This is a genomic window from Streptomyces sp. rh34 (assembly GCF_002551245.1).
Classification (GTDB): domain Bacteria; phylum Actinomycetota; class Actinomycetes; order Streptomycetales; family Streptomycetaceae; genus Streptomyces.
Map to the genome: position 1 here is coordinate 1 of NZ_NTGZ01000024.1, position 23,995 is coordinate 23,995.

A 23,995-nucleotide genomic window follows, 5' to 3' on the forward strand; every position below is an offset into this window, starting at 1 on the left:
AGCGACCGGAGTGCTGTCGTGGCCGGGGCGCGCGTTCGCTCCGGCCGGCTGCCGGCGGCCCCCCGGCCCCGGCGGCGTGATCGGCCGGGGCGCCTCGTAGCCGACATCGTTGCCGAGCGCGCCCGGCGTCGGCCCGTGGTCTTCCTTCAGGTCCAGTGCCAGCACCTTCGCGGGCAGCGTGACCTCGGCGATCGTGCCGGGGCCGGAGGAGTCGCGCAGTTCGACGACGATGCCGTGGCGCGCGGCGAGCCGCGCCACCACGTGCAGACCCATGGACCGTACGTCGCCGATGCCCGCCTGCGGTTCGAGCAACGCGGCGTTGTGGACCGCGCGGCGTTCCGCCGTGATGCCCACGCCCTCGTCGACGATCTGTATGACGGCCCGGTCCGCCAGCCGCCAGACGGCGACCCCGACCTGCTTGTCCGGGGGCGAGTACCGGGTCGCGTTGTCGAGCAGTTCCGCCAGGATGTGCGCCACGTCGTGCACGGCGCGGGCGGTGACACCGATCCCCGACTCGATCACACCGAGGGAGACGCGGTCGAACCGCTCGATCTGCTGGGCGGCGGCCACGATGACGGTGGAGCACCCCACGTCGGCCGAGCGCACCCGGGCGTTCCCGTAACCGCCCAGCACCAGAAGGTTGTTCGTGTTGCGTTCCATGCGGATGGCGAGGTGGTCGAGAGCGAAGAGAGTCTTCATCCGCACGGGGTCGGCCTCGTCGCGCTGCACCGTGTCCAGCTCGGACACCATGACAGCGGTCAACCGTGCTCCCCGGCGTGCGACGCCGACCAGCGTCTCAGCCAGCTGTTCATGGATATAAGCCTGTTGGGCCGCAAGGCGGACGGCTTCGTGGTGGACGGCGTTGAACGCCTCACCGACCTCGCCGATCTCGTCCTCGCCCGTGGTCCTGACCGGGTCGCCGGTCCGCCGGGCCACCTCCTCGGGAGTCGCGCCGCGCAGTGCGCCGGGCTGGGACAGCTCGCTCATCACGGCGGGCAGTCCGGAGTGGGCGACCTCGTGCGCGGCGTTGCGCAGATCGCGCAGCCGGCGAACCATGACGCGGCCCAGACGGATCGCGACGACGACGACGCCGACCAGCGTCAGCACCACCAGCGCGACCTCCGCGCCGGCCGTCCAGATGAGGGTAGCGCGTACGTCGGAGACCTGGGCGAGGACGGCCGCGTCGACCCGTTTCTCGACCGAACGCAGCAGCTCCTGACGGTCGTCGGAGGCCTTCTGCCATTCCTCCGGGGTGACCGTGAGGTCCTTGCCGGTGCCCGTACGCCCGATCTCGTCCTCGAGCCGTCGCGCCTCCAGCGCCTTCGCCCCGGAGAGGGTGCGCTCCAGCCAGGTCCGCCATTCGCCCGGTCCGAGGTCGAACATGACGCCGGTCGACTCGGTGTAGCCCATCCGGCCGGCGTCGAAGGTCCGCTGCGAGGCGGTGGTGAAGCCGCCCGCGGCCTGCGCCCTCATGACGGTGACCTGCTGCTGGGCCGTGTGCTCGGCGGCCTCGGACAGCGCGGCGGCGGCACGGATCCGGTCCGCGATGTCGGCGTCCACGCCATCCGCCTGCGCGATGCCGTCGCGGTAGCTGTTGAGGTCGGCGATCACGATGCGATAGCCGAACGCGAGGGCGGAGACGGTGCTGCTTCCCGAGCGCACCTGGGCGCGCAGACCGGGCATCTCTTCGACGAACCGCTCGATACGGTCCAGAGCGCGCTGTGCGCTGCCGGGTACCGCGGAGAGCCCCTTGGTCCGGCTGCGGAATCCGGCGATGCTCTCGTCGGTCGCGTTCGCACGTAACCGGAAGGCCTCCGCGTCTCCCTGCTCGGAGACCAGGGCGGTGGCCGCCGCCCGCTCACGCTGCAACCGGCTGGCCAACTCGCTCGCCCCGTCGGCTGCTTCGACCATAGAGGTCAGCCGGTCCGCCTGGAGCGCCTGGTTGGTCTCGGGTGCGAGGGCCAGCACCGAGAAGGCGACGGCCACGGTGAGCGGCGCGGTGACGAGGAGTACGAGGCGACGATTGATTTTCACTGCGCGGCTCCGTCGCCGGAACCGGGCTTGAGTATCGGTGACACGCAGATACCTGTACCTGTTAACGGATGGTGGGGGGGTGTCGGTGAGGGCGTGCCGCTGGGGGGTGTGATGCTGGTGGGACAGAAGAGGCCCCAGGGGCGCGCGGCATGATCCTATGCCGTAGTGCGCGCCTCCCGATGGGTGAATCCGCGAAAATCTGCGCACGGATCGCACGGAGGTGCTCCGACTTCGCTCACAAGTGAGCACAAACCAAAGGTTCTTGACCGTGCCCGGAATGGCTGGGGAGCCGGGCGGCCGGCGGGGGCGGGGCAGCCCGACGGGCACGCCCGCAGCCGCCCCCGCTGACCATGAAGTCCGGCAAGCGCCTCAGGGCTGTGGAGGCGCCGCCGGTCAACCGGTCCGCAGGCGCTGCTGCGGAGTGAGCGTGGACCGAGGCTGGTGGAGCAGCACCGTGGCCGGGGCGGGAGCCGCGTCCGCCGGAAAGAACTTGGCCAGTTCGTGCCGGCCGTTGATGCGCAACTTCCGGTAGGAGTGTGTGAGATGGGACTCGACGTTCCGCAGGCTCACCTTCAGGAGCTGGGCGATGCCGCGGTTGCTCAGGCCCCGGGCGGCCAGCTCGGAGACCTGCCGTTCGGTCGGAGTGAGCAGCGACTCCGTGGAGTCCTTGCGCGGGTCGGGCCGCCCGCCCGCGTGCCGCAACTCCTGCTGCACCGCCTCCACCAGACCGTCGGCGCCGAGCGAGATGGCGACCTCGTTGGCCCGGTGAAGCAACTCGCGGGTACGCCGAACCTTGCCGCTCCGCCGCTGGGCACTCCCCGCCGCGAACAGGGCGTGGGCGAAGACCAGCGGAGCCGGGGTCGGTTCGAGAAGCTCCACGGCCCGCTCGGCGAGCTGGAGCGCCTCGCTTCCCGAACCGGCCGAGGCCTGGGCGGTCAGGGCCCGGCCCAGTGCCAGGGGAGCGCCCCAGCGGCGGGCCCGTTCGGTCTCCTCCCGGGCCGCGCTGCGGGCCGCGGCCACATTGCGGAGGGACAGCCGGAGGGTGGACAAGCTGGAGAGCCAGGGCAGGATCGCCGGGTTGACGATGCCCCGGCGGGTCAGCTCCTCCCCGCAGCGGGCGAGCAGCGTGAGGCCTTGTTGCGCCTGACCCATCCTGCCCAGGGCCCGCCCGGCGCTGTGCAGGAGATGCAGCCGCCACCAGGTGCCGGGTTGTTCCCCGAGGAGCATCGGGGCCTCGTCGAGCAGAGCGCCGGCCACGGCGAGGTCGCCCCTCTCCAGAGCCACGTCGATGAGGACGCTCCGGGTGAGCGCCCCGACGTGGTACTTGTCGGCGTGTATCGAAGTGAGCAGTTCGAGCGCCTTGCGGGCGTCGCGCTCGGCCTCCGCGAGCTGGCCCCGGTGCAGCTGCACCAGGCCGCGTACGGCATGGGCATCGGCGATCCTCGTCGCGGTGCCCTCGGCGTGCGCGAGCCGCACCTCGGTGTCCATGTGCCGCCCGGCCTCGTCCACGTCGCCCGCCCAGAGCTGGGCGAGGAGCGCGTGGTACCAGGTGGTCGAGCCGTACGGGGTGCGCGGCACGGTCAGGATGCGGTCGGCGATCCGCCGTACCGCCGCCGCCGAGTCCCCGGTGGCCGTACGCAGCAGCAGCACCCGCTCCAGCCGGTCCTCCACCCCGTCCCCGTGCCGGTAGGTGCCCTCGTGGATCCGGATGCGGGTGAACCGCTCGCGCAGCCGCGCGGCGGTGGCGGGGTCCGGCGTGCCGCTCGCCCGCAGGGCTTGCTCCAGAGCCTGGCGGGCGCAGGCGGGATCGTCCAGCCGGAGGTGGATGTCCGACAGCCGCAACGCCTCCCGGAACCGCTCGGCGGGGTCGCAGGCCCCGGCCGCGTGTGCCGTGAGCGCGCGGGCGGAGGCGGGCAGGTCCAGGGCGGTGAGTGTCTGGATCCGTAGCGCTTCCGCGTGAGCGGCGTGCTCCTCCGGCACGCCGTGCAGGACGGCCTTGTCGATCAGGCGCCGGGCCCCAGCGGGGTCGCGGCCCACCATTCCCTGGGCGACGTCGAGGAGCAGACGGACCATCCACGGCTCGTCCAGGTGGTGGGAGTGCAGCAGATGGGCGGCGATGTCCTCGCGGGAAGCGCCGTGGCGGCGCATGAAGCAGGCGGCGAGGCGGTGGAGTTCCCCACGGTCGGCGCACGGGATGTCCTCGTAGAGGAGTCCGGCGAGCACGGGATGTCGGAACGTCATCCTCTCGGCGCACAGCAGCCCCGACTCGGTGAGCCGGGTGAGGGTGTGACAGGCGTCCTCCGTGGGCACGCCGCAGAGAGCGGCGAGGATGGCGGGATCCAGAGGAGCTCTGAGGATGCTGGCCGCCCTGGCGATGGCCAGGCCGTGCGGGCCGAGCCGCCTGAGCAGACACAGGATCCGTTCCTTTACCGCCCCCGGGCGCAGCCCCTCGCCCGACGGGTCCGCCGGGCTCCTGCCGGCGGGGCGCGTCGGCGCGGTGCGTAACTGCTCGGTCAGCAGGTACGGGTTGCCGCCCGTGTCGGCGACCAGTGCGGCCACGGACCCGTGGTCCTGACCGCGGAGCGTGGCGGCCAGGTCCAGGGCGGCGCTCGGGCTGAGGTCGTGCAGGTGGATGTGCCGGTCGGGGCGGACGCCCTCCATGATCTCGACCAGGAGGTGCTGGTCGAGCGCCGGTTCCCCGCAGCGTTTGGTGGCGAGCAGGACGACGGGGAGGTTGTCCAGACGGCGGCCGAGGAAGCCCAGCCAGAGCAGGGACCTGCTGTCGGCGTGCTGGACGCAGTCGACCGTGAGCAGGATGGGGGCGCGCCGCGCGGCCCTCCCCAGGCCGGCGCACAATTCCGCGAGCAGCGCGTAGTCCGGTATGTCCGGACCGCCCTCGGAAAGGGCCCCGCCCGACGCGAAGGCGTCTTCCCACCCCTGCGCGGTCTCGGGGAGCGTGCCGAGGAGCTGGTGCACGACGCCCAGTGAGAAGTGCTGTTCGGTGGGGGAGGCCGTGGCGGAGAGGATGACCATGCCCTGCTCCCGGGCGGTCTGTTCGGCCCAGCGCAGGAAGGAGGTCTTGCCCGTGCCGATGATGCCCTCAACCAGCGCGACCGAGCCCACCCCGCCTTTCGCGGACTCGAGCATCTCCGCGACGATCTTCGATTCCTCGCTCCTGCCGAACAGTTCCTGCGGCACGGTCCTGCACCTCTTATCTGAAGAGTGAATCGCCTCGGACGTGATGTCCGGTTCGGCGAGCAGCATGCTCTCGTCCGCTTGCCGACCGGCGTGGGTGCGCTCTTCATCGGGATGGGGTGGCAGGCCGGCCGATGTCTCGAGTACATGCGGAACCAGCACCGTGAGGGTCGTTCGCCGAGCATGAGAAAAGCTGTCGACTCCCTTATGGAAAGGGCATCTTTCGACGGTGTGGAGGAAGCCCGGGCCCCCACTTCGATCCCCCGATCGCCGGTGAACGACGTACACCTCTGATGAGTGCCGACGCTAGCACGGTCGGGCATCCAATTTGTATGACTGCATCCGACCGAAGGGTCGGGAGCGTATTTCTTCGGCCATTGCTTCGGTGCCACCGTATTGATGTGCGCAGGTACCGCACAGGTACGTTCTGCAGGCACCGCTGCGGTGGCCTGTGATCCATGTGGAAATCACCTCATGGCGTCCGACGTATTCAGCCGCGGCCTAATGGCGAAAACCTGATGGAGGGATCGGTGCCCGCGTGACCGTGATCAGTGAGGAGCAACGGCCGTCGAGGGCGATCCACCCGACCCGGCGGCCTCGGCCGAACACCCCGTCCGACGTGGACCGCACGGAGAGATTCGTGCTGTCCCTGAACCGCGTTCTGCCCCTGGTGTACGAGCAGGCCTGGCAGGCCGTCCTGGACGACACGCCGCTGTGCCGCACCGCCCTGTTCCGGACGCCGGACGGCGGACTGCGCCGTACGGTCCGGGCGGACGCCCGCTTCCACCTGCACACCGTGGACTGGCGTGCCACCCGCCCGGAGGTGCAGGACGCCCGTCTCCGCGAACGGCTGGCCCGGGAGTCGGCCATCGGACTCCCGCTCGACCGGGCGCCGTTGATGTGCGCCACGCTGATCCGGCGTTCCGACCGGACCTGGACCTTCGCCTGGCGGTACGCCCGGGAACTGATGGGCCGACGGGCGGGGCTCCGCCTCCTGGACGCGGCCACCGAGGCGTACGGGGCACTGCTGAGCGGTGCTGCCCCGCGAAGCGCCGACACCCGGCCCGGCGCGGTCGGCCGACTCGTGGGGACGGTGGGCCGATGACCGGCGACACTTCGGTGCGGCTGTTCTGTCTCCCCTTCGAGGGCGTCTCGGCGGGCGTGTACCTGCCGTGGGCCGAGGCCATCGGCCCCTCGGTGGTGGTCACCCCGGTGGAACTGCCCGGACGAGGCCGCCACCCGCGGACCCGCCCCTGCGGCGACCTGGAGCCGCTGCTGGCCGAGATCATCCCGTACGTGGCCCGCATGTGCGACCGGCCCTTCGCGCTGTACGGGCATGGCTTCGGCGCCCTCCTCGCGTACGAGATAGCGGCGCGGCTCGAATGGGAGCACGACGCGGCCGCCGAGCGGCTGTACGTGTCGGGCTCCGGCGTGCCGCACCGGCCCGCGCCCGAGCGGGCGGTCGGCCATCTGCCGGACGCGGCCATGATCCGCAGGCTCCGCGACCGGGGCCGGATGCCGCCGGTCGGGCGGAGTCCGCGGCGCGCGGCCGGGACACTGACCACGCTCCGCGCGGACCTCGCCGTCATGGAGGCGTACCGACGCGACCCGCGCCACGTGGTGCACTGCCCGGTCACGGCGATGCGCGGGCGGCAGGACCGGAGCGTCTCGGGGGCGGACCTGGCCGGCTGGGGCCGGTGCAGCCGGCGCGCGCTGCGGGTGGCGGTGTTCCCCGGCGACCACTACTTTCCGCTCACCGCCCGGGAAGAGCTCCTGGGCACCTTCGCACGGGACTTGATCCGCCCGGCAGCCGTGCGCCGCAGCCGGTACGCGGCCGCGTACTGACAGGGCGCCGGCCGCGCTCCGGCCTCGTGCGACCGGCCTCGTGGGACCGGTCGCACGAGCCCGCGGCGGGCGCCGCGGGGGGCGCCCGGACCGGTTGCTGAATCGGCAACAAGAGTTGTCCGGGATGCACGGCGCCCCCATGCTGGCCGCCGGAGGTGACCGTATGACACCCACAGACCGCACCGAGGGCCTCGACGACGAGGCCCTCGGCGCTGCGCCGGAGCACGAGGCGGAACCGCACTCCGGCTTTCTGACGGACGCGGCGCACTGGCTGAGCGGCGTCCTCGGACCCGAGCAGCGGAGTGCGGCGACGATCCGCCGTGTCCTCGACGTGGGCAGTGGGCCCGGGGCGGCCTCCTGCGTCCTGGCCGAGGTCTTCCCCCGGGCGGACGTCGTCGCCGTGGACCGGTCGCCCGCGCTGCTCTCCCGGGCCCGGGCCCGTGCCGCGGAGCGCGGGCTGACCGGACGGATCACGACCAGGCGGGCCGAACGGCCCGATGAGTTCGGCAGGCTGGGACCGGCCGACCTGATCTGGACCGGCAATGTGTGCCGTCATCTGGGCGACCAGCAGCAGGCCCTGCGGAGCCTGGCGTCCGCACTGCGGCCCGGCGGGATGCTCGCCGTCGCCGAACGGGGGCTGCCGCCACGCTTCCTGCCCCGTGACATAGGCATCGGCCGAGCCGGGCTCCAGGCACGCCTGGACGTCGCCCTCGAAGCGCAGTTCGCCGACACCCGGGCCGGTCTGCCGGACGCCATCTCCGTGGCCGAGGACTGGCCGTGCCTGCTGGCCTCCGCCGGGCTCGTTCCCGCTGGCACCCGCACCTTCCTGATAGACTTCCCCGCTCCGCTGGACCTGGCCGTGCGCCGCCATCTGCAGGCCCGCCTGCAGCGCACACTCACCGAGCTCGGCGAACGGCTCGACCCCGTCGACCGGCTGACTTTGGAACAACTCGTGGACGCCGAGGCCGAAACCGGCGTCCTGTGGCGTCCCGACGTCTTCTACCTCACGGCGATCACCGTGCACACCGCCCGCCTGTGCCGGGACCGTACCTGACCTGACCTGACCTGACCCGACCAGACCGTCCGGATGCCGTCGGCGTGCTCGCCCGGCCCCCCTCGCACGGCTCCCGACGCGCGTACGGTCCCCGAAGTTCGAACGGCCCGCGGTGTTCCCGTCGCGGGCCGTTCCGGCATGTCCGCACGTGCGGATGTCCGCACGTGCGGACATCCGCACGACCGTAGGGCGACCCCCCACAGATTCTTCGGTCAGCCCTACGGTGCGACCGTATTGAGCCCCCCACCCCCGCACTCCTACGTTCCTTCCCAGAGCAGCCGATTCCCCGGGCCAAGAGGCCGGAGGGGCATACGCCGGAGACGGAGGACGCGTGAAGATTCAGCTTCTGGGCCCGCTGCACGCAGAGGCGGGCGGAGTTCCGATCGCCCCCACGGCGGCGAAGCAGCGGCAGATTCTGGCGCTCCTCGCTCTCCACCCGGGGCAGTTCGTCCCGGTGACCACCCTGCGGAAGGAGCTGTGGGGGACCGTACCGCCGCGCAGCGCGCACGCCACCTTCCAGACGTACATCCTGAGGCTGCGCCGCACCCTGGCCGCCGCCCTCGACGGTCCTGACGGACCGGCCCGAGCACGGAGGCTGCTCGTCACCGGGCAGGGAGGCTATCTGCTGCGGATCGCCGAGGAGGACGTGGACGCCTTCGCGTTCCGGCGGGCGGCCCAGGCGGGCCACGCCGCCTTCGCGGAAGGCGACAGCGAGCTCGCGTCCCGGCTGCTGCGCCGGGCCCTGGCGTCGTGGCGGGGGCCGGCGCTGGCGGACGTACGGGTGGGAGCGCCGCTGCGGATCGAGGCCGCCGGCCTCGAGGAGAGCCGACTGCTCGCGACCGAACGCCGGATCGACGCCGAGCTGCGCCTCGGCCGGCACGGAGAACTCCTGCCCGAACTCGTCCGGCTGACCGGGCATCACCTCAACGACGAGCGGTTGCACGCCCAGGCCATGGTGGCGTTCTACCGCTCCGGTCGGCAGTGCGCCGCACTCGACCTGTACCGCGGCCTGCGCCGGCGGTTGATCGAGGAGCTGGGCCTCGAGCCCGCTCCCCAACTCCAGCGGCTGCACCAGGCGATGCTCTCGGTCGATCCCCGGCTGGACACCGTCGCCCAGGGCGGCCGGCCCACCCCGACCTTCGATCTGTACGCGTCCTGAGCACACCCCGGCCCCGGACGACGGCTTCGCGAGAACACCGAGCACGCACGGACACAGGGACACCCGCGCCTCCGCCCAGGACGGCCGAGCGAAAGGTGACACAGTGACGGACCAGACACCCACCCTCTACGAATGGGCCGGCGGCGCCGAGGCGCTGGAACGGCTCACGGAGGACTTCTACCGGCGCGTCCGCAAGGACGAGCTGCTCGCCCCGCTCTTCCAGCACATGGCGGACGACCACCCGCAGCACGTCGCCACCTTCATCGGCGAGGTGCTCGGCGGCCCCGAGCGCTACACCGAGGACCACGGGGGCTACCCCCACATGGTCCGCCAGCACCGCGGCCGGGCCGTCAAGCCGGAGCAGCGGGCGCGTTGGGTGGAGCTGATGCTGGAGGCCATGGACGCCGTGGGCCTTCCCCAGGACGCGGAGTTCCGCTCGGCCTTCGTCGGCTACATCGAGTTCGGGTCGCGCCGCGCGATGGCCAACTCGCAGCCGGGCGTAGGGCCCACGAGCCGTACGACCATCAAGAAGTGGGGCTGGGGCGAGGCCCAGCCGGGCGATGACTGACCGGGTGGCGGGCCCCCGCGGGCAGCCCGGCCGGGCCCCCGCCCGGCGTCCCGGAATCGGCAACAAAAGTTGCCCGCTCGCCACGCTCGGTTCCAGCATGGGGACCAGCGGTGACCGCCACGATCCAGCCGGTCGCCGAGGCGCCCGTGCCACCAGGGCGTCCACCGACGGGGTCCGGCGCCGTACTCCCGCCACCTGGCAGCTCGGCGCGCACCCGCCCTGATTCGTCCCCGAACCATCCGAGCAAGGAGTTCGCCCATGCGTTTGACCAGTCCTGGGCCGGTGCGCGATGTCATCGCGCACCCGCGTTCCCAGCGTCCCCCGCGGTCCCCCCGGCAGTCGGCCTCTGAGCTGTCGGGAGGTGGCAGCCGATGAGCGTCGAGACAGACGTCCACGAGGCCGCGTCCGGCAAGGCGAGCAACAGACTGCCGTTCGCGGTGTACCTGCTCGCGTTCAGCCTGTTCGCCATGGGCAGCGCCGAATTCCTGCTCGCCGGTGTCCTGCCGGACATCGCCGACGACCTGAACATCTCCCTGTCCTCCGCCGGTGCGCTGATCTCCGCGTTCGCCATCGGCGTGGTGATCGGTGGCCCGCCGCTCGCCGTGCTGACCCTGCGCTGGCCGCGGCGGACCACCCTGGTGGTCTCGCAAGTGGTGTTCGCCCTCGCCGTGGGCATCGGCATCCTGACGGACAACTTCACCGTGCTGATGGTCACCCGCTTCCTGGCCGGCCTGGCCTACGCCGGGTTCTGGGCGGTCGCCGCGGTCACCGCGATCGGACTCGTCACCCCGGACCGCACCGCGCGGGCCTCCGGCGTGGTCGTCAGCGGGCTCAGCATCGCCATGGTCGGCGGCGGTCCGGCCGGCGCGCTGCTCAGCCACTTCACCGGCTGGCGGGGCGGGTTCTGGGCAGTGGTCGTCCTGACCCTGATCGGCGCGATCTCGACCGCCATCGCCGTACCCGCGACCCGCGCCGCCGAGGAACCCAGCGTGCGGCGGGAACTGCGCACGATGCGTCAGCCGCAGTTGTGGGTGGTGTACGCGGCCACCCTGCTCAGCACGGCCGCCTACATGATCACCTACAACTACCTCGCGGCGTTCCTGACGGACACCACCGGAATCGACTCCGTCTGGGTGCCCCCGATCCTCGTCCTGTTCGGCGTCGGCGCCTTCGTCGGCATCTCCGTCGGTGGCAGGATCGCCGATGGACGACCACACCACGCGCTGCTGATCGGCGCCGGCGGGATCCTCGTCACGTCCATCCTGCTCGCCCTGCTCGCCGAGTCGGCCATCTCCGTCGTCGTCCTCGTCCTGCTCCTGGGCGTCGCCGGATTCGTGCTCAACCCGGCCATCTACGGGCGGGTGTTCACCGTGGCGGCAGAGGCGCCCACCCTTGCCGGGGCCACCGCCGTCTCCATGTTCCAGCTCGGCATCAGCATCGTCCCCGTCATCGCGGGCATCGCACTGGGGGCCGGCGCCGGTCTGACGTCGATCCCCTGGCTGGGCGCCGTTCTGGCCGCCATCACCATCCCGGTCGTCCTGATGGACCGGACGATGGCCCGCAACCGGGCTCGGAGCGCCGCGACCGGCGAGAACTGACCCCCGCTCCGAGCTCGTCGCTTCCCCGTCCGGCGTGGCACGTCCCGCTCCGCCGGCAGCTTTCCATCGCCAGGAGCCGCAGGGAAATACCGAGAGGGTTTCTCTGCGGCTCCCCTTGAGGGAGGACCACATGGACAACAAGCTCGGTTACGAATTAGGAAATTGGGTGGTGTCACAGATCCAGAGCCCGGACCGTCCGACGCAGACGACCTTCTCGCTGCTGGACATGGAATGGGACCTGCTCCCGGAGGTGTTTCCCCCCTACACGGACCCGGGGCCCGGCCTGTTCGCCTCCTGGGTGCCGTACGCGAGCGACGGCCGTTTCCTGGAGATGGGCTGCGGCGCGGGCGTCGCCTCGGTGCTCGCCGCCCAGCGCGGCAGCAAGCACGTGGTGGCCCTGGACATCAACCCGGCGGCGGCGGAGAACACCCTGCGCAATGCCGCCCGACACGGGGTGTCCGACCGGATCACAGCACTGACCAGCGATCTCTTCGACGCCTTGGAGCCCGCCGAGCCGTTCGACCTCGTCTTCTGGAACACCCCCTTCATCGAGGCGCCCGAGAACCGCCCCTACGCCGGGCAGATGGAGCGCGCGGTCTTCGACCCCGGGTACGAGATGGTCCACAGGTTCTTCCGTGACGTGGTGCCGCACCTGGCGGCGGACGGGCGGGTCTATCTGGGCACCAGCGAGGCGATGGGCAACAAGGAGAAGATGCTGCGGGCCGCCGCGGAAGCGGGTTTCGCGGGCCACCGGTACCGCAGCGAGTCCGTCGAGCTGCCCGCCGCGGAATTCGGCGACTCCCCGGTCGTCGCGGCCCACACCAACGAGCGCGGAATCGTGGACATGGACTTCACGATGTACGAGTTCCAGCGCAGCTGACCTTCTGTTCCAGGCCCGGCCGACCATTCCCTGTTTCGAGCCAGGGCCACCGGTTCCGACTAATTCGATTCACGACTGGGCGACACGAGCGCCCCGGAGGATGGGAATGTCATGAGCGCCAACGGGAACACGAACAGCACCGGCTTCGATGTCGTCATCGCCGGCAACGGAGTCCTCGGGCTCTCGCTCGCCTGGGTCCTGGCACAGCGGGGTAAGCGCGTCGCGGTGCTCGGCGAGCCGAACCGCCCCTGGGCCGGTTCGGCCGCGGCCGGCGCCATGCTCGGCTGTTTCGGTGAGGTCACCACCTCGCTGCTGGCCACCGAGCACGGCCGCGCCAAGCTGGAGCTCGGCATGGAGGCCACCAAGGTGTGGCCCCAGTGGCTGGCGGAGCTGGAGGACGGGACCGAGGGTGCCGGCGTCAAGACCGCCGAAGGCACCACCGTCGTCCTCAACACCATCGGCACGGCCGAGATCGACGACGCCAACTACAACGCCATCCGCGCCGAGCTCACCCGCTACTCGGAGCCCTTCGAGGACGTCGAGCCCGCCGACCTCGACTGGGTGGACGCCGAGCCGATCTCCCGCCCGCTCAAGGCCTTCCACATACCGGGGGAGCACGCGGTCGACGCCGCCGCCCTCCTGGAGCGGCTGGAGTCCGCGGCCGTCCGGGCCGGGGCCGTCCTCGTCCCCGAGTCCGCCACCCGCGTCGAGTACCGGGGCGAGCGGGTGACCGGAGTCGTCACCTCCTCCGGCAGGACGATGGCCGCCGACCAGGTGACGCTGGCCGCGGGCGCGCGTACCCAGGAACTGCTCGACAGCCTGCCCGTCGGCCCGCGCATCCCCCGACTGGTCAGCGGCTACGGTGTCTCGGCCCTGGTCAAGTCCGTGGACGGAAGCACGCCGGACAGCGTCATCCGGACCCCGAACCGCTCCTTCGCCTGCGGACTCCACGTCGTCCCCCGCGGTGACGGGCATGTCTACCTCGGCGCCACCAACGTCATCTCCGTGGAGCCTCGCGACACCGCCGAGATGCGCGACCTGGTCTTCCTCCTCCAGTGCGCCCACCGCCAGGTCCGCCGCAGCCTCTGGAACAGCGACGTCACCAAGGTCCAGGTGGGCAACCGGCCCGTGTCGATGGACGGGTTCCCGCTCCTCGGCGAAGGCGGCATGCAGGGCCTGTGGATCATGACGGGCACCTACCGTGACGGGCTGCACCTCTCACCGCTGCTGGCCCAGGACTTCGCCGCCCGGATCCTGGGCGAGCAGCCGCGGGCCGACCTGGACCGGTTCGCCCCGCTCCGTCAGCCCATCCAGGCGGGGTCCCGCCAGGAGATCGTGGATCTCCTCATCGACCACCAGATGGGCATCGGCTACGAACAGGACTGGACGATCCCCGTCGAGTGGCACCAGTGGATCGAGATGGACCTGCGGCCGGCCACCCTCGCCTGGGCCAACGAGCTGGACCCCGAGTACACGCCGCCGGCCGAGCTGCTCTTCGCCTCCCGCTTCGACCCCGAGGTCGTCAGCCTGCTGCGCAAGTACTACGCGACCTGCCGCGAGTACAGCTGACCGGGCGGGGCGCGTCCCACCGCGCCCCGCGCCGCCCCTCGCACCGATGACCGCCGCGCGGGCGGGTGCAGGTACGCCGCCCGCGCGGCACTCCGAGACAAGGACACGCCATGGCAGTAGAAGCGATCGACCCACCCGGCCTCCCGAAGCCCTTCGGATGGCGGCAGCTGGCCGTCGGCACCGGCACCCGGGTGGTGTTCCTCAGCGGTCAGACGCCGCGTACCGCCGAGGGTGAGCCGGTGGGCCTGGGAGACCTCGCGGCCCAGACCGAGCAGGTCTACCTCAACATCGCCACCGGTCTCGCCGCGGCCGGCGCCACGTTCGACGACGTCCTCCGCCTGACCGTGTACGTCGTGGACTGGTCGCTGGACAAGTGGGAAGCCGTCACCGCGGGCGCCGAGCGCGCGGCGGCCAAGCTGGGCGCCGACGTCATCCGGCCCACCACCCTGGTCGGGGTGGCCACGCTCGCCGAACCCGACTTCCTCATCGAGATCGAGGCGACCGCCATCGCCTCCTGACGATGCCCGCACAGCCGTACGGCCCCGCCGGATCCGATCCGGCGGGGCCGTACGGCTGTGCGGGTCAGTGCCGCTTGGCGAGGAGGTCCTGGACCACCGCGGCCACCGACTCCGGTGACGGCAGATCGGGGTGGTGGCTGGCGGTCCCCGTGGTCGGGTCGAAACCGTCGTGCCACTCCGGCTCGTTGACGAGCCCCCCGTCCTCGCGGATCCGGGCGATGTTCCGCTGGACGGCCGGCTTCTCCCACATCCGGGCCCCCATCACCGGGAAGTAGACGACCGGGCAGTCCACCGACAGCGCGACCGTCATCAGACGGTTGGGCGCCGCTCCTCCCGCGGCCGCGGCGAGCGTGTGCGCGGTGGCCGGCAGAACCACCAGCACGTCGTGGTCGGCGGCGAGCCGGGACGGCTTGTCGGTCGGCCAGTCCGCCGGGGATTCGCCGCTCACCACCCGCTCGGCGAACAGCGCCACGCTCTCGGGGGAAATGAACGACGCCGCGGTGTGCGTCAGCAGAACCGTGAACGTGCTGCCCGCGATCTCCCGGCGCATCGTTCCGACGTACGAAGGAAGGCGGGACACCGCGATGGATCCGGTGCCACCGACGAGTATGCGTTTCCCGGCTGTTCCCGGGGATTCCTGAGTTCTCATGCTTCGATGATGTCGTCGTGTTCCCGTCGGTCAATGGGCCCTACCGGGCCGGACGCGGGAAGTACGCCGCCGGTCCAGCGGCGGTCGAGCGCGGGCCAAATCCTACGGTCGTCCCTACGGTCCGACCGTATTGAGGCTCTTTACCACCATTGCTTAGCCTCGATTTCCGTACGAATTCGATAGCCCGCCAGGGCGTCCGATGAAAGGCGGAAATCGATGGAGGATCTTTTCGCGAAGCTGCGCGGCGGTGCCGGCCACCCCGGTCGGAAGGCGGTCCGGCTGCCCGATATCGAGCCGCGGCCGGAGCGTCGTCACGAGCCGTTCCCGCTCACCGACATTCAGCAGGCCTATCTGATCGGCCGCCACAAGGGCCTGGAACTGGGCGGCATATCCAGCCAGTTCTACCTGGAGTTCGACTGTCCGAATCTCGACGTGGACCGGTTGGCCGAGGCTCTGGACAAGGTCGTCGCCCGACACGACGCGCTGCGCACCGTGGTGGGGCCGGACCAGACCCAACGTGTCCTGCCCGCCGACGAGGTGGCGCCGTACCTCATTCGCGGCACGGACGTGCGCGGCCGGACCCCGGACGAGCAGGAAGCCCAGGTCCGGTCGACACGCGACGCGTTGACCGACCAGGTGCTGCCGGTGGACCGGGCGCCGCTGTTCGATGTCCGGACCACGCTGCTCGACGGCGACCGGGTACGGCTCCACCTGGCCGTGGATCTGCTCTTCCTCGACATGCGAGGCCTCTACCGGATGCTCGACGAGTGGCGCCGGTTCTACGACGCCCCGGCCTGGCGGCCGGAACCGCTGGAGCTGGCATTCCGCGACTACGTGCTCGCCCAGGAGGAACTGCGGGGCGACACCCCGGGCAAGGAGGCCGCCGCGTACTGGGCGGACCGCCTGGACGACCTGCCCCCGGCGCCCGAGCTGCCGCTGGCCACGGCCCCCGAACAGCTCGGCACCCCGCGCTTCGTCCGACACCGCACGGTGCTCGCACCGGGGCGCTGGGAAGCGCTGCGGGCGACGGCCGGCCGGCACGGACTGACGCCGTCGGCCGTGCTGCTGGCCGCCTACGCGGAGGTGGTGCGGACCTGGTCGCGACGGCAGGAGTTCACCCTGACCGTTACCCAGTTCCACCGGCTCGGCCGCCACCCGCAGGTCGGCCGGATCATGGGCGACTTCCTCGCCCCGAGCCTGCTCGCCGTCGGCGGACGGCCCGAGGAGACCTTCGAGCAGCGGGCACGAAACCTGCAGGAGCGGGCCCTGGAGGACCTCGCGCACTCCGCGCACGGTGGCATCCAGGTGCTGCGCGACCTCGCCCGCCGCAGGGACGACGGCCGGGCGTCGATGCCCGTCGTCTTCTCCAGCACGCTCGGCGCCGACGACGACGGCGAGCCACGCGCCCGGAGCCTGGAGTCGTTCGGGGAGCTGGTCCACGACCACAGCCGGACCCCCCAGGTGTGGCTGGAGAACCAGATCCTGGAGCTGGGCGACCGGCTCTCGGTGAACTGGAACGCGGTCGAGGGGCTGTTTCCCGACGGCACCCTGGAGGCCATGTTCGAGGCGTACGTGACGCTGCTCGACCGGCTGACGGACGACCCCACCGTGTGGGACGCCACCCGCGGGATCGTGCCGCTGCCCGCCGCGGACGCAGCGGAGCGGGAACGGGCCAACGCCACCGCCGAGGACATCCCGCCGGCCCTGCTGCACGAGCTGGTCGCCGAGGCGTCCGCGCGCCGCCCCGACGCGATCGCCGTGATCACGCCCGGCGCGGAGACCACCTACCGCCGGCTCACCGAGGACGCCCACCGGATCGCGCACAGGCTTCTCCAGGGCCCCGGCGCCGGGCCGAACGAGATCGTCGCGGTGTCGATGCGGCCGGGCGCCGCCCAGTTCTCCGCGCTGCTCGGCGTGCTGCACACCGGTGCCGCCTACGTGGCGATCGACCCGGAACTGCCCGAGGAACGGCGGCTGAAGCTGCTGGCCCGGTGTTCGGTGCGGGCCGTGGTGACCGAGCCGGGGTTACGGGACGAGCTGGCCTGGCCGGCGGATGTGGCGGTGGTGACCGCCGACGACGAGGAGACCCTGGCGTGTTCCGCCGAGAGGCCGGAGCGGCGGCAGGACCACGACGACCTGGCGTACGTCATCTTCACCTCGGGCTCCACCGGCGAACCCAAGGGCGTGATGATCACCCACCGGAGCGCCGCCAACACCGTGCAGGACATCAACCGGCGCTTCGCCGTGGGCGAGGAGGACCGGGTGATGGCGCTCGCGCCGGCCGGCTTCGACCTGTCGGTGTACGACGTCTTCGGCGTCCTGGGCGCCGGCGGCACCGTCGTCGTGCCCGACCCCGCGCGCGGCAACGACCTCGCCCACTGGTCGCAGCTCATCGGCCGGTACGGCGTGACCATCTGGAACAGCGTGCCCGCTCCGATGCGGATGTGGATCGACTCGCTCGGCGAGGGGGCCGTACCGCGCGGCTGCCGGCTGCGACTGGCCCTGCTGAGCGGTGACTGGATCCCGGTGGACCTGCCGAACCGCATCCGGGAGAAGATCCCCGCGATGCGGGTGATCAGCCTCGGCGGAGCAACGGAGGGATCGATCTGGTCGATCCACCATCCGATCGAGACCGTTCGGCCCGAGTGGTCGAGCATCCCCTACGGGAAGCCGCTGGCCAACCAGACCATGCACGTGTTCGACCAGTGGCTGGAGCCGTCTCCCGTCGGCGTCACCGGCGAGATCCACATCGGTGGCGTAGGCGTGGCACAGGGCTATCTGGGCGACCCCGAGCGCACCGCCGAACGCTTCCCCGTCCACCCGGTCACGGGAGAGCGCGTCTACCGCACCGGCGACCTCGGCCGCTATCTGCCGGGCGGCGACATCGAGATCCTCGGCCGCGAGGACTTCCAGGTGAAGATCAACGGCTATCGCGTCGAGTTGGGCGAGATCGAGGCCGCCCTGGTGCGCCGGCCGGAGGTGCGCACCGCACTCGTCACCGCGCCCGCCCACGCCCGGACCGGACAACGGCAGATCGTCGCGTACGTGGTGCCCGAGCCCGGGACGGAACCGGACCCGGCCGTGCTGCGCGAGGCGCTGACCGCCCGGCTGCCCGGCTACATGGTGCCCAGCCGCTTCCTGACCCTGGACACCCTTCCCGTGACGGCGAACGGCAAGATCGACCACAAGGCGCTTCCCACGCCGTGGAACGAGGACTCCGCCGGCGTCTCCGCGCGCGTGGCGCCACGCAGCCGGGTCGAGGAGAGGCTGTTCGCCCTCTGGTCCCAGCAGTTGGAGCACAGTGACTTCGGCGTCGAGGAGGGCTTCTTCGACATCGGCGGCGACTCGCTGCACGCCGTCGGCCTGCTGGCGCTGCTGCGCACGGAGTTCGGCACCGAGGCCGACATGGAGCAGGAGATGGTCGAGGGCCTGTTCATGAACGCGTCGATCGCCTCGTTCGCCGAACTGATCGCATCCGTCGAGGAGTCCGCAGCGTGACCGCCACCCCTGAGCCCGTCGCGCCGGTCCGCGAGTGGGAGTACGTGATCGTCGGTGCGGGCTCCGCCGGAGCTGTGACCGCCGCCCGGCTCGCCGCCCGGGACGCCGGGGACGTCCTGCTCCTGGAGGCCGGCGAGGACCAGCCGCGCCCCCGGCACCGTTCCCACCCCCTGGCCGACGCCGGCCGTCTCGTACTGGCCGGCCACAACTGGGACTACCGCGCCAATCTGCGTACCAGCGACAGCAGTTGGGAGGAGGTGATCCAGGGCCGCGCCGGTGGCCGCGCGGCGGCCCGGGCCCTGTGGGAGCGTTTCCCCTATCAGCTCGGCAAGGTCGTCGGCGGCGGTTCCGCCGTCAACGGCGCCATCGCCCTGCGGGGGCTGCCGCGCGACTTCGCCGCCTGGGAGGCGGGCGGCAACCCGGACTGGTCGTGGGAGCAGGTGCTGCCGTTCTACAAGGACATCGAGAACGACGCCGACTTCCCCGGCCGCCTGCACGGGGACAGCGGACCGCTGCCGATCCGCCGCACCCCGCGCGAACAGGTGCACCGGCTGGACGCGGCCTTCTGGGAGGAGTGCAACCGCCAGGGCGTCGCCGACCTCCCGGACCTCAACGCCGGTCTGGATGCCGGAGTCGGCCCGATCCCCGGCAACGCCGTGGACGGCGAACGCATCGACGCCTCCACCGCCTTCCTGGCCGGCGTCCGTGACCTGCCCAACCTCCACCTGCGCACAGGTGTCCGGGTCACCCGGCTGCTGTTCGAGAAGGACCGGGCCGTCGGCGTGGAAGCCGAGATCGACGGCACGCTCACCACGATCCGGGCCCGGAACGTTCTGCTGACCGCCGGTGCGGTGGGCACGCCCGTGATCCTTCAGCGCTCCGGCGTCGGCGGCGCCGGACTGCTCCGGTCCCTCGGCATCACCCCCGTCGTGGACCTGCCCGGGGTCGGCCGTGACCTGGTGGACCACCCGTCGGTGGTCATCTGGTCCAAGCCGGCCGACGGGGTCTGCACGCCCGGCCTGCCCTGGCGGCAGGTGGCGGCCCGCATGAGCAGCGGTTTCGACGACGACGTCGACGTCCAGGTGGGCCTTCTCAACAACGTGGAGAGCCACACCATCCCCGGCTTCGTCGACCGTCTCGGCTGGCCGCTCGTCGTCGGCATCTCGGTGATGCTGATGCGCCCGCGCTCCCGGGGCCGGGTCTACCTCGACAGCGCCGACCCGCAGGCCGCGCCCGTCATCGAGCTGGGCCTGGGCACCGATACCGAGGACGTGGATCGGCTGTGCCACGGCGTCCGCCGGGCCTGGAGTTTCCTGCGCTCGCCCGGTCTCTCCGGCAGCCTGACCCGGACCCAGTTCTGGAGCGACCGGATGGTCGCCAACGACGGCGTACTGCGCAGCGGAGTCCGTCACATCATGAACCCCGGCTGGCACGCCGCCGGTTCGTGCCGGATGGGCCCGGAGAGCGACCCGTGGGCGGTCGCGGACCAGGAAGGCCGTGTGCACGGCATCCGGAACCTGCGGATCGCCGACGCCTCGCTCTTCCCGGTCATCCCCAGCGCGCCCACCAACCTGACCACCCTGATGCTGGCCGAGAAGCTGGCCCGGAGCACGAAGGAGTGAAGGTGCAGTCAGTACCCAGCCCCCCACTGCGGCTCTACTGCTTTCCGCACGCCGGGGCGACTTCGCTGGTTTACCGGGCGTGGCAGGCCCAGAGCGAGCCGCACCTCCTGGTCCGGGGCGTGGACGCACCGGGCCGGGGCACCCGCCGCCGGGAGCGGAAGGCCGCGGGATTCCACGCCCTCGTACGGTCCATGGCCGAGCCGGTCGTGGCCGATCTGCTGGCCGAACGGGAACGGACCCCCGGCGTACGCTGGGCCACCTTCGGTCACAGCTTCGGCGCGACGATGGCCCTGGCGGTGGCCGCGGAGGTGGTCCGCCAGGTCGGTGCGGCGCCGGAGCGGGCCGTGCTGTCCGCGGCGATTCCGCCCCGGCTCCAGCGACCGGGAACGCTGCTCGACTCCGTACCCGACGAGGAACTGCTGGCCAGGACCGCCGCCGACGGGGGAACGCCGTCCGCCGTGCTCGCCGATCCGACGATGAGCCGCATCCTGCTGCGGATGCTCCGGGAGGACGACGCCGTACGGGCCGAGTTCGCCGAGGAGGCCTCCGGGCTGCGGGTGGACTTCCCGCTCACCCTGATCGCCGCCCGTCAGGACGTGCACGCCCCGCCGGAGAAGGTCTGGCAGTGGTCCCCCTGCACCTCGGCCCCCGTCCGCCGGGTCGCCATCGACGGCGGTCACTTCGCGGCGGTACAGCGCCCCAAGGAAACCCTGACCACCATCGTCGACGACACCGACCCCGGGAAGGGGTGACCGCGTGGCACGCAGCAGGTACGAGGCGGAGCACGAGCAGTTCCGGACGACGTGCCGGGAGTTCCTCCATCGCGAGGTCGTGCCGCACCACGCCCGGTGGGAGCGGGAGGGCATCGTCGACCGTGAGGTGTGGCGCAAGGCCGGGCGGACGGGGCTCCTCGGCATCGGCGTGGACCCCGCGTACGGCGGGGGCGGCGAGCCCGACTACCGCTACCCCGCGGTGTTCTCGCAGGAGATCATGTGGGCCCGCGCGACCGCGCCGGGCTTCGTGGCGCACAACGACGTCATCGCCACCTATCTCGCCGGGCGGACCACCGAGGAGCAGCGCAAACGATGGCTGCCGGGGCTCTGTTCGGGTGAGCTGATCGCGGCGATCGCGATGAGCGAGCCCGACGCCGGCTCCAACGTCGCCGACATCCGCACCACCGCGCGCCGCGACGGTGACTCCTACGTCCTCAACGGGCAGAAGACGTTCATCACCAACGGTGAGAACGCCGACGTCGTCGTGGTCGCCGTCAAGACCGCCCCCGACCGAGGCGCGCAGGGCATCAGTCTGATGGTGGTGGAACGCGGCACGCCCGGGTTCACCCGCGGGCGGCGCATGGAGAAGCTGGGCTGGCACGCCAGCGACACCTGCGAGCTGTTCTTCGACGACTGCCGGGTGCCGGCCGAGAACCTGATCGGCAAGGAGAACGCCGGTCTCGCCTACATGATGGCCGGGCTGCCCCGGGAGCGACTGAGCATCGCCACCGTGGCGGTGGGCGCCATCGAGCGGATGCTCGCGGACACGCTGGAGTACGCCAAGACCCGCGAGGCGTTCGGCCAGACCATCGGCAGCTTCCAGCACACCCGCTTCCAACTGGCCACGATGGACACCGAGCTGACGGTCGCCCAGGTGTTCCTCGATCACTGTGTCGCCGAACTCAACGCCGGACGGCTCTCGGTGACGCACGCCGCGAAGGTGAAGTGGTGGACGACGGAGCTCCAGGTGGACATCGCGAACCGTTGCCTCCAGATCCACGGCGGCTACGGGTATCTGAAGGAAAGCGCGATCTCCCGGGAGTGGGCCAACAGCCGGGTGCAGACGATCTACGGTGGGACGACGGAAGTGATGAAGGAGCTGATCGGGCGGTCCCTGGGCCTCTGAAACAGTCCGTGGGCACAGCCCCGGAAGCACCCGCGCCCCGTCCCCGGCCCCGAGCCGGGGACGGGGTGTTGCCGAACCGGCACCGTCGGTTGCGATTCCCGGATTCAGTCGGTCTAATGACGGCGTGGAGCAGTCCTCGACCATCACCCAGGCCCTGTCCGCTGTCGGACCCCGGCTCAAGCGGGTGCGCACAGCGCGCGGTGTCACCCTCGCCGCCCTGTCGCAGGCCACCGGCATCTCGAAGAGCACGCTGTCCCGCCTCGAATCGGGGCAGCGCCGCCCCAGTCTCGAACTGCTGCTGCCCATCGCCCAGGCCCACCAGGTCCCGCTCGACGAACTGGTCGGCGCCCCGGAGGTGGGCGATCCGCGCGTGCGGCTCAAGCCGCACGCGGTGAACGGCAACACCGTCCTGCCGCTGACCCGTCAGCCCGGTCCGCTGCAGAGCTACAAGATGGTCCTGCCGGCGAGCCGCGCCACCCCGGAGCTGTGCACCCACGAGGGGTACGAGTGGCTGTACGTGCTCTCCGGGCGGCTGCGTCTGGTCCTGGCCGACCACGACATCGTGCTCGACCCCGGCGAGGTGGCCGAGTTCGAGACGCGGCTGCCGCACTGGTTCGGCAGCACCGGGGACGGCCCGGTCGAGGTCCTGAGCCTCTTCGGGCAGCAGGGCGAGAGGATGCACATAAGAGCCCGGCCGACACGCCGGACGCCCGCCTCCGGCACCTGAGCCGGGGCGGGCGTGGGGCGAACACGGAGGTGTGAGTCTCCGGTCGGGCCACTCAGGACGCGGGCACGGGCGCTTCCGTCGACCGGTCGGCGGAAGCCCGGTGCTCGGCGAGAGCGCGCTCGATCTCCTCGTCCACCAGGTCGTGGTTGAGGGCGAAGGCCGCGGCGGCACCCATACCGGCCGCCGTGACGGCCTGGGCGCGCGAGTCCACCACGTTGCCGACGGCCCACAGGCCGGGGCGGCTCGTGCGGCCCGCCCGGTCCGTGACCAGCCAGCCCTGCTCGTTCTTCTCGCAGCCGAGCCCGTCGAAGGCCCCGTCGTTCGGAGTCATCTTCGGGAAGAGGAACACGCCGGCGCACTCCAGCGTCCGCCCGTCGGTGAGTTCCACCGCGTTGAGCCGGCCGTCCTTGGCGAGCAGGGTGGACACCGTCCCCTCGGCCACCTCGACCCCCCGCGCGTCCATCCGCTCCCGCTCCTCGTCGGTGAGCGGCCGACCGTGCGGGACGTACGTGATGTGGCTCGACCACTGGCGCAGCAGCAGAGCCTGCCCGGGGGACGCGGGGTGGACACCGAGCACGACGATCGGCTGGTCACGGACCTCGTAGCCGTGGCAGTACGGGCAGAAGTGCACGTCCTGCCCCCACATGGCGCGCACGCCGGGAAGGTCGGGCAGCTCGTCGTGCAGCCCCGTGGCGAGCACGACGTGACGGGCGTCCAGCGTCGCGCCTCCGGCGAGCCGCACCACGTACCCCCCGGTCTCCGCGGCCTCCACCTGATCGACCCGGCCGTCGACGTGGACCGCGCCGTAGCGCGCTATCTCCGCACGGCCGACCTCCAGCACGGTGAGCGGGGGGACACCGTCGCGCGAGAGGAAGCTGTGCATATGGGCCGAGGGAGCGTTGCGGGGCTCCCCGGCGTCGACGACGGCGACGGTTCGACGGGCCCGGGCGAGAACGAGCGCTGCGTTCAGTCCGCCCGCCCCGCCACCTATCACAATGACGTCATACGAAGTCCGGGTGTTCGTGGTGTTGTTGGCGCCGGTCATGGCGATCACCTCCGCCGCAAGGGTGCGGTGCGGACCCCCACCGCGCAATCTTTGTTGCCGTTTCCGGAACACGGCCGCGGCCCCGGGCCGAGCAGCCCCGCGTCGCCTCGACGCTCAGCCTTTCCCGGCCGTACT

The 23,995-nt window shown here is 71.7% G+C and carries 18 protein-coding genes; 14 read left to right on the forward strand and 4 right to left on the reverse strand.

Annotated elements, in window-relative coordinates:
• Together CR470_RS07880 and CR470_RS07885 are read right to left on the reverse strand one after the other, a co-directional pair.
• A partial coding sequence (locus CR470_RS07880) for a sensor histidine kinase (RefSeq protein WP_097866873.1) occupies positions 1-2,034 on the reverse strand: 2,034 nt, incomplete at its 3' end.
• Between the two features lie 393 nt (positions 2,035-2,427).
• Entirely contained in the window at positions 2,428-5,232 is a 2,805-nt protein-coding gene (locus CR470_RS07885; protein ID WP_179892180.1) for a helix-turn-helix transcriptional regulator, read from the reverse strand.
• Between the two features lie 535 nt (positions 5,233-5,767).
• On the opposite strand from CR470_RS07885, the gene CR470_RS07890 reads away from it, so the two are divergent.
• From CR470_RS07890 to CR470_RS07930, 9 genes are all read left to right on the forward strand, one after another.
• Positions 5,768-6,334, forward strand: a complete 567-nt coding sequence (locus CR470_RS07890) for a hypothetical protein (RefSeq protein ID WP_097866844.1) — start codon at positions 5,768-5,770, stop codon at positions 6,332-6,334.
• On the forward strand, positions 6,331-7,074 hold the full coding sequence (locus tag CR470_RS07895) for a thioesterase II family protein (RefSeq protein ID WP_097866845.1): 744 nt from the start codon (positions 6,331-6,333) through the stop codon (positions 7,072-7,074). The genes CR470_RS07890 and CR470_RS07895 overlap by 4 nt, the downstream gene beginning before the upstream one ends.
• A 163-nt stretch (positions 7,075-7,237) precedes the next feature.
• Entirely contained in the window at positions 7,238-8,128 is an 891-nt protein-coding gene (locus CR470_RS07900) for a class I SAM-dependent methyltransferase (RefSeq protein ID WP_097866874.1), read from the forward strand.
• 331 nt (positions 8,129-8,459) lie between these two features.
• The gene (locus CR470_RS07905; RefSeq protein WP_097866846.1) at positions 8,460-9,287 is read left to right on the forward strand and encodes an AfsR/SARP family transcriptional regulator; all 828 of its coding nucleotides are present in this window, start codon (positions 8,460-8,462) and stop codon (positions 9,285-9,287) included.
• Positions 9,288-9,390: 103 nt separating this feature from the next.
• Positions 9,391-9,855 carry a group II truncated hemoglobin gene (locus CR470_RS07910; protein WP_097866847.1) on the forward strand — a complete coding sequence of 155 codons (465 nt, stop codon included), beginning with the start codon at positions 9,391-9,393 and terminating at the stop codon, positions 9,853-9,855.
• Positions 9,856-10,226: 371 nt separating this feature from the next.
• Positions 10,227-11,453, forward strand: coding sequence for a Cmx/CmrA family chloramphenicol efflux MFS transporter (locus tag CR470_RS07915; RefSeq protein ID WP_097866848.1), 1,227 nt, complete (start codon positions 10,227-10,229; stop codon positions 11,451-11,453).
• A gap of 130 nt (positions 11,454-11,583) precedes the next feature.
• Complete coding sequence (locus CR470_RS07920; protein WP_097866849.1) at positions 11,584-12,333, forward strand: methyltransferase; 750 nt, start codon at positions 11,584-11,586, stop codon at positions 12,331-12,333.
• Between the two features lie 111 nt (positions 12,334-12,444).
• On the forward strand, positions 12,445-13,902 hold the full coding sequence (locus tag CR470_RS07925; RefSeq protein WP_097866850.1) for an NAD(P)/FAD-dependent oxidoreductase: 1,458 nt from the start codon (positions 12,445-12,447) through the stop codon (positions 13,900-13,902).
• Between the two features lie 110 nt (positions 13,903-14,012).
• Positions 14,013-14,420, forward strand: coding sequence for a RidA family protein (locus CR470_RS07930; protein WP_097866851.1), 408 nt, complete (start codon positions 14,013-14,015; stop codon positions 14,418-14,420).
• A gap of 64 nt (positions 14,421-14,484) precedes the next feature.
• Here the strand turns inward: CR470_RS07930 and CR470_RS07935 are convergent, their stop codons facing one another.
• On the reverse strand, positions 14,485-15,069 hold the full coding sequence (locus tag CR470_RS07935; RefSeq protein WP_097866852.1) for a flavoprotein: 585 nt from the start codon (positions 15,067-15,069) through the stop codon (positions 14,485-14,487).
• Between the two features lie 216 nt (positions 15,070-15,285).
• On the opposite strand from CR470_RS07935, the gene CR470_RS07940 reads away from it, so the two are divergent.
• The 5 genes from CR470_RS07940 to CR470_RS07960 all read left to right on the forward strand — a co-directional run bounded on the left by CR470_RS07940 (position 15,286) and on the right by CR470_RS07960 (position 22,815).
• Positions 15,286-18,567 (forward strand): non-ribosomal peptide synthetase, encoded by a 3,282-nt coding sequence (locus CR470_RS07940; RefSeq protein ID WP_097866853.1) that lies wholly within the window; start codon positions 15,286-15,288, stop codon positions 18,565-18,567.
• Complete coding sequence (locus CR470_RS07945; protein ID WP_097866854.1) at positions 18,564-20,189, forward strand: GMC family oxidoreductase; 1,626 nt, start codon at positions 18,564-18,566, stop codon at positions 20,187-20,189. Before CR470_RS07940 ends, CR470_RS07945 begins: the two co-directional genes overlap by 4 nt.
• Positions 20,190-20,191: 2 nt before the next feature.
• Positions 20,192-20,941 carry a thioesterase II family protein gene (locus CR470_RS07950; RefSeq protein WP_257138501.1) on the forward strand — a complete coding sequence of 250 codons (750 nt, stop codon included), beginning with the start codon at positions 20,192-20,194 and terminating at the stop codon, positions 20,939-20,941.
• Between the two features lie 4 nt (positions 20,942-20,945).
• Positions 20,946-22,088 (forward strand): acyl-CoA dehydrogenase family protein, encoded by a 1,143-nt coding sequence (locus CR470_RS07955; RefSeq protein ID WP_097866855.1) that lies wholly within the window; start codon positions 20,946-20,948, stop codon positions 22,086-22,088.
• Between the two features lie 124 nt (positions 22,089-22,212).
• Positions 22,213-22,815: a helix-turn-helix domain-containing protein gene (locus CR470_RS07960; RefSeq protein WP_097866856.1), complete on the forward strand. Its 603-nt coding sequence runs from the start codon at positions 22,213-22,215 to the stop codon at positions 22,813-22,815.
• Positions 22,816-22,867: 52 nt separating this feature from the next.
• Here CR470_RS07960 and CR470_RS07965 read toward each other — a convergent pair whose 3' ends face one another.
• A complete protein-coding gene (locus CR470_RS07965) occupies positions 22,868-23,860 on the reverse strand; it encodes an NAD(P)/FAD-dependent oxidoreductase (protein WP_097866857.1) in 993 nt (330 codons plus the stop codon).
• Positions 23,861-23,995: the final 135 nt, after the last annotated feature.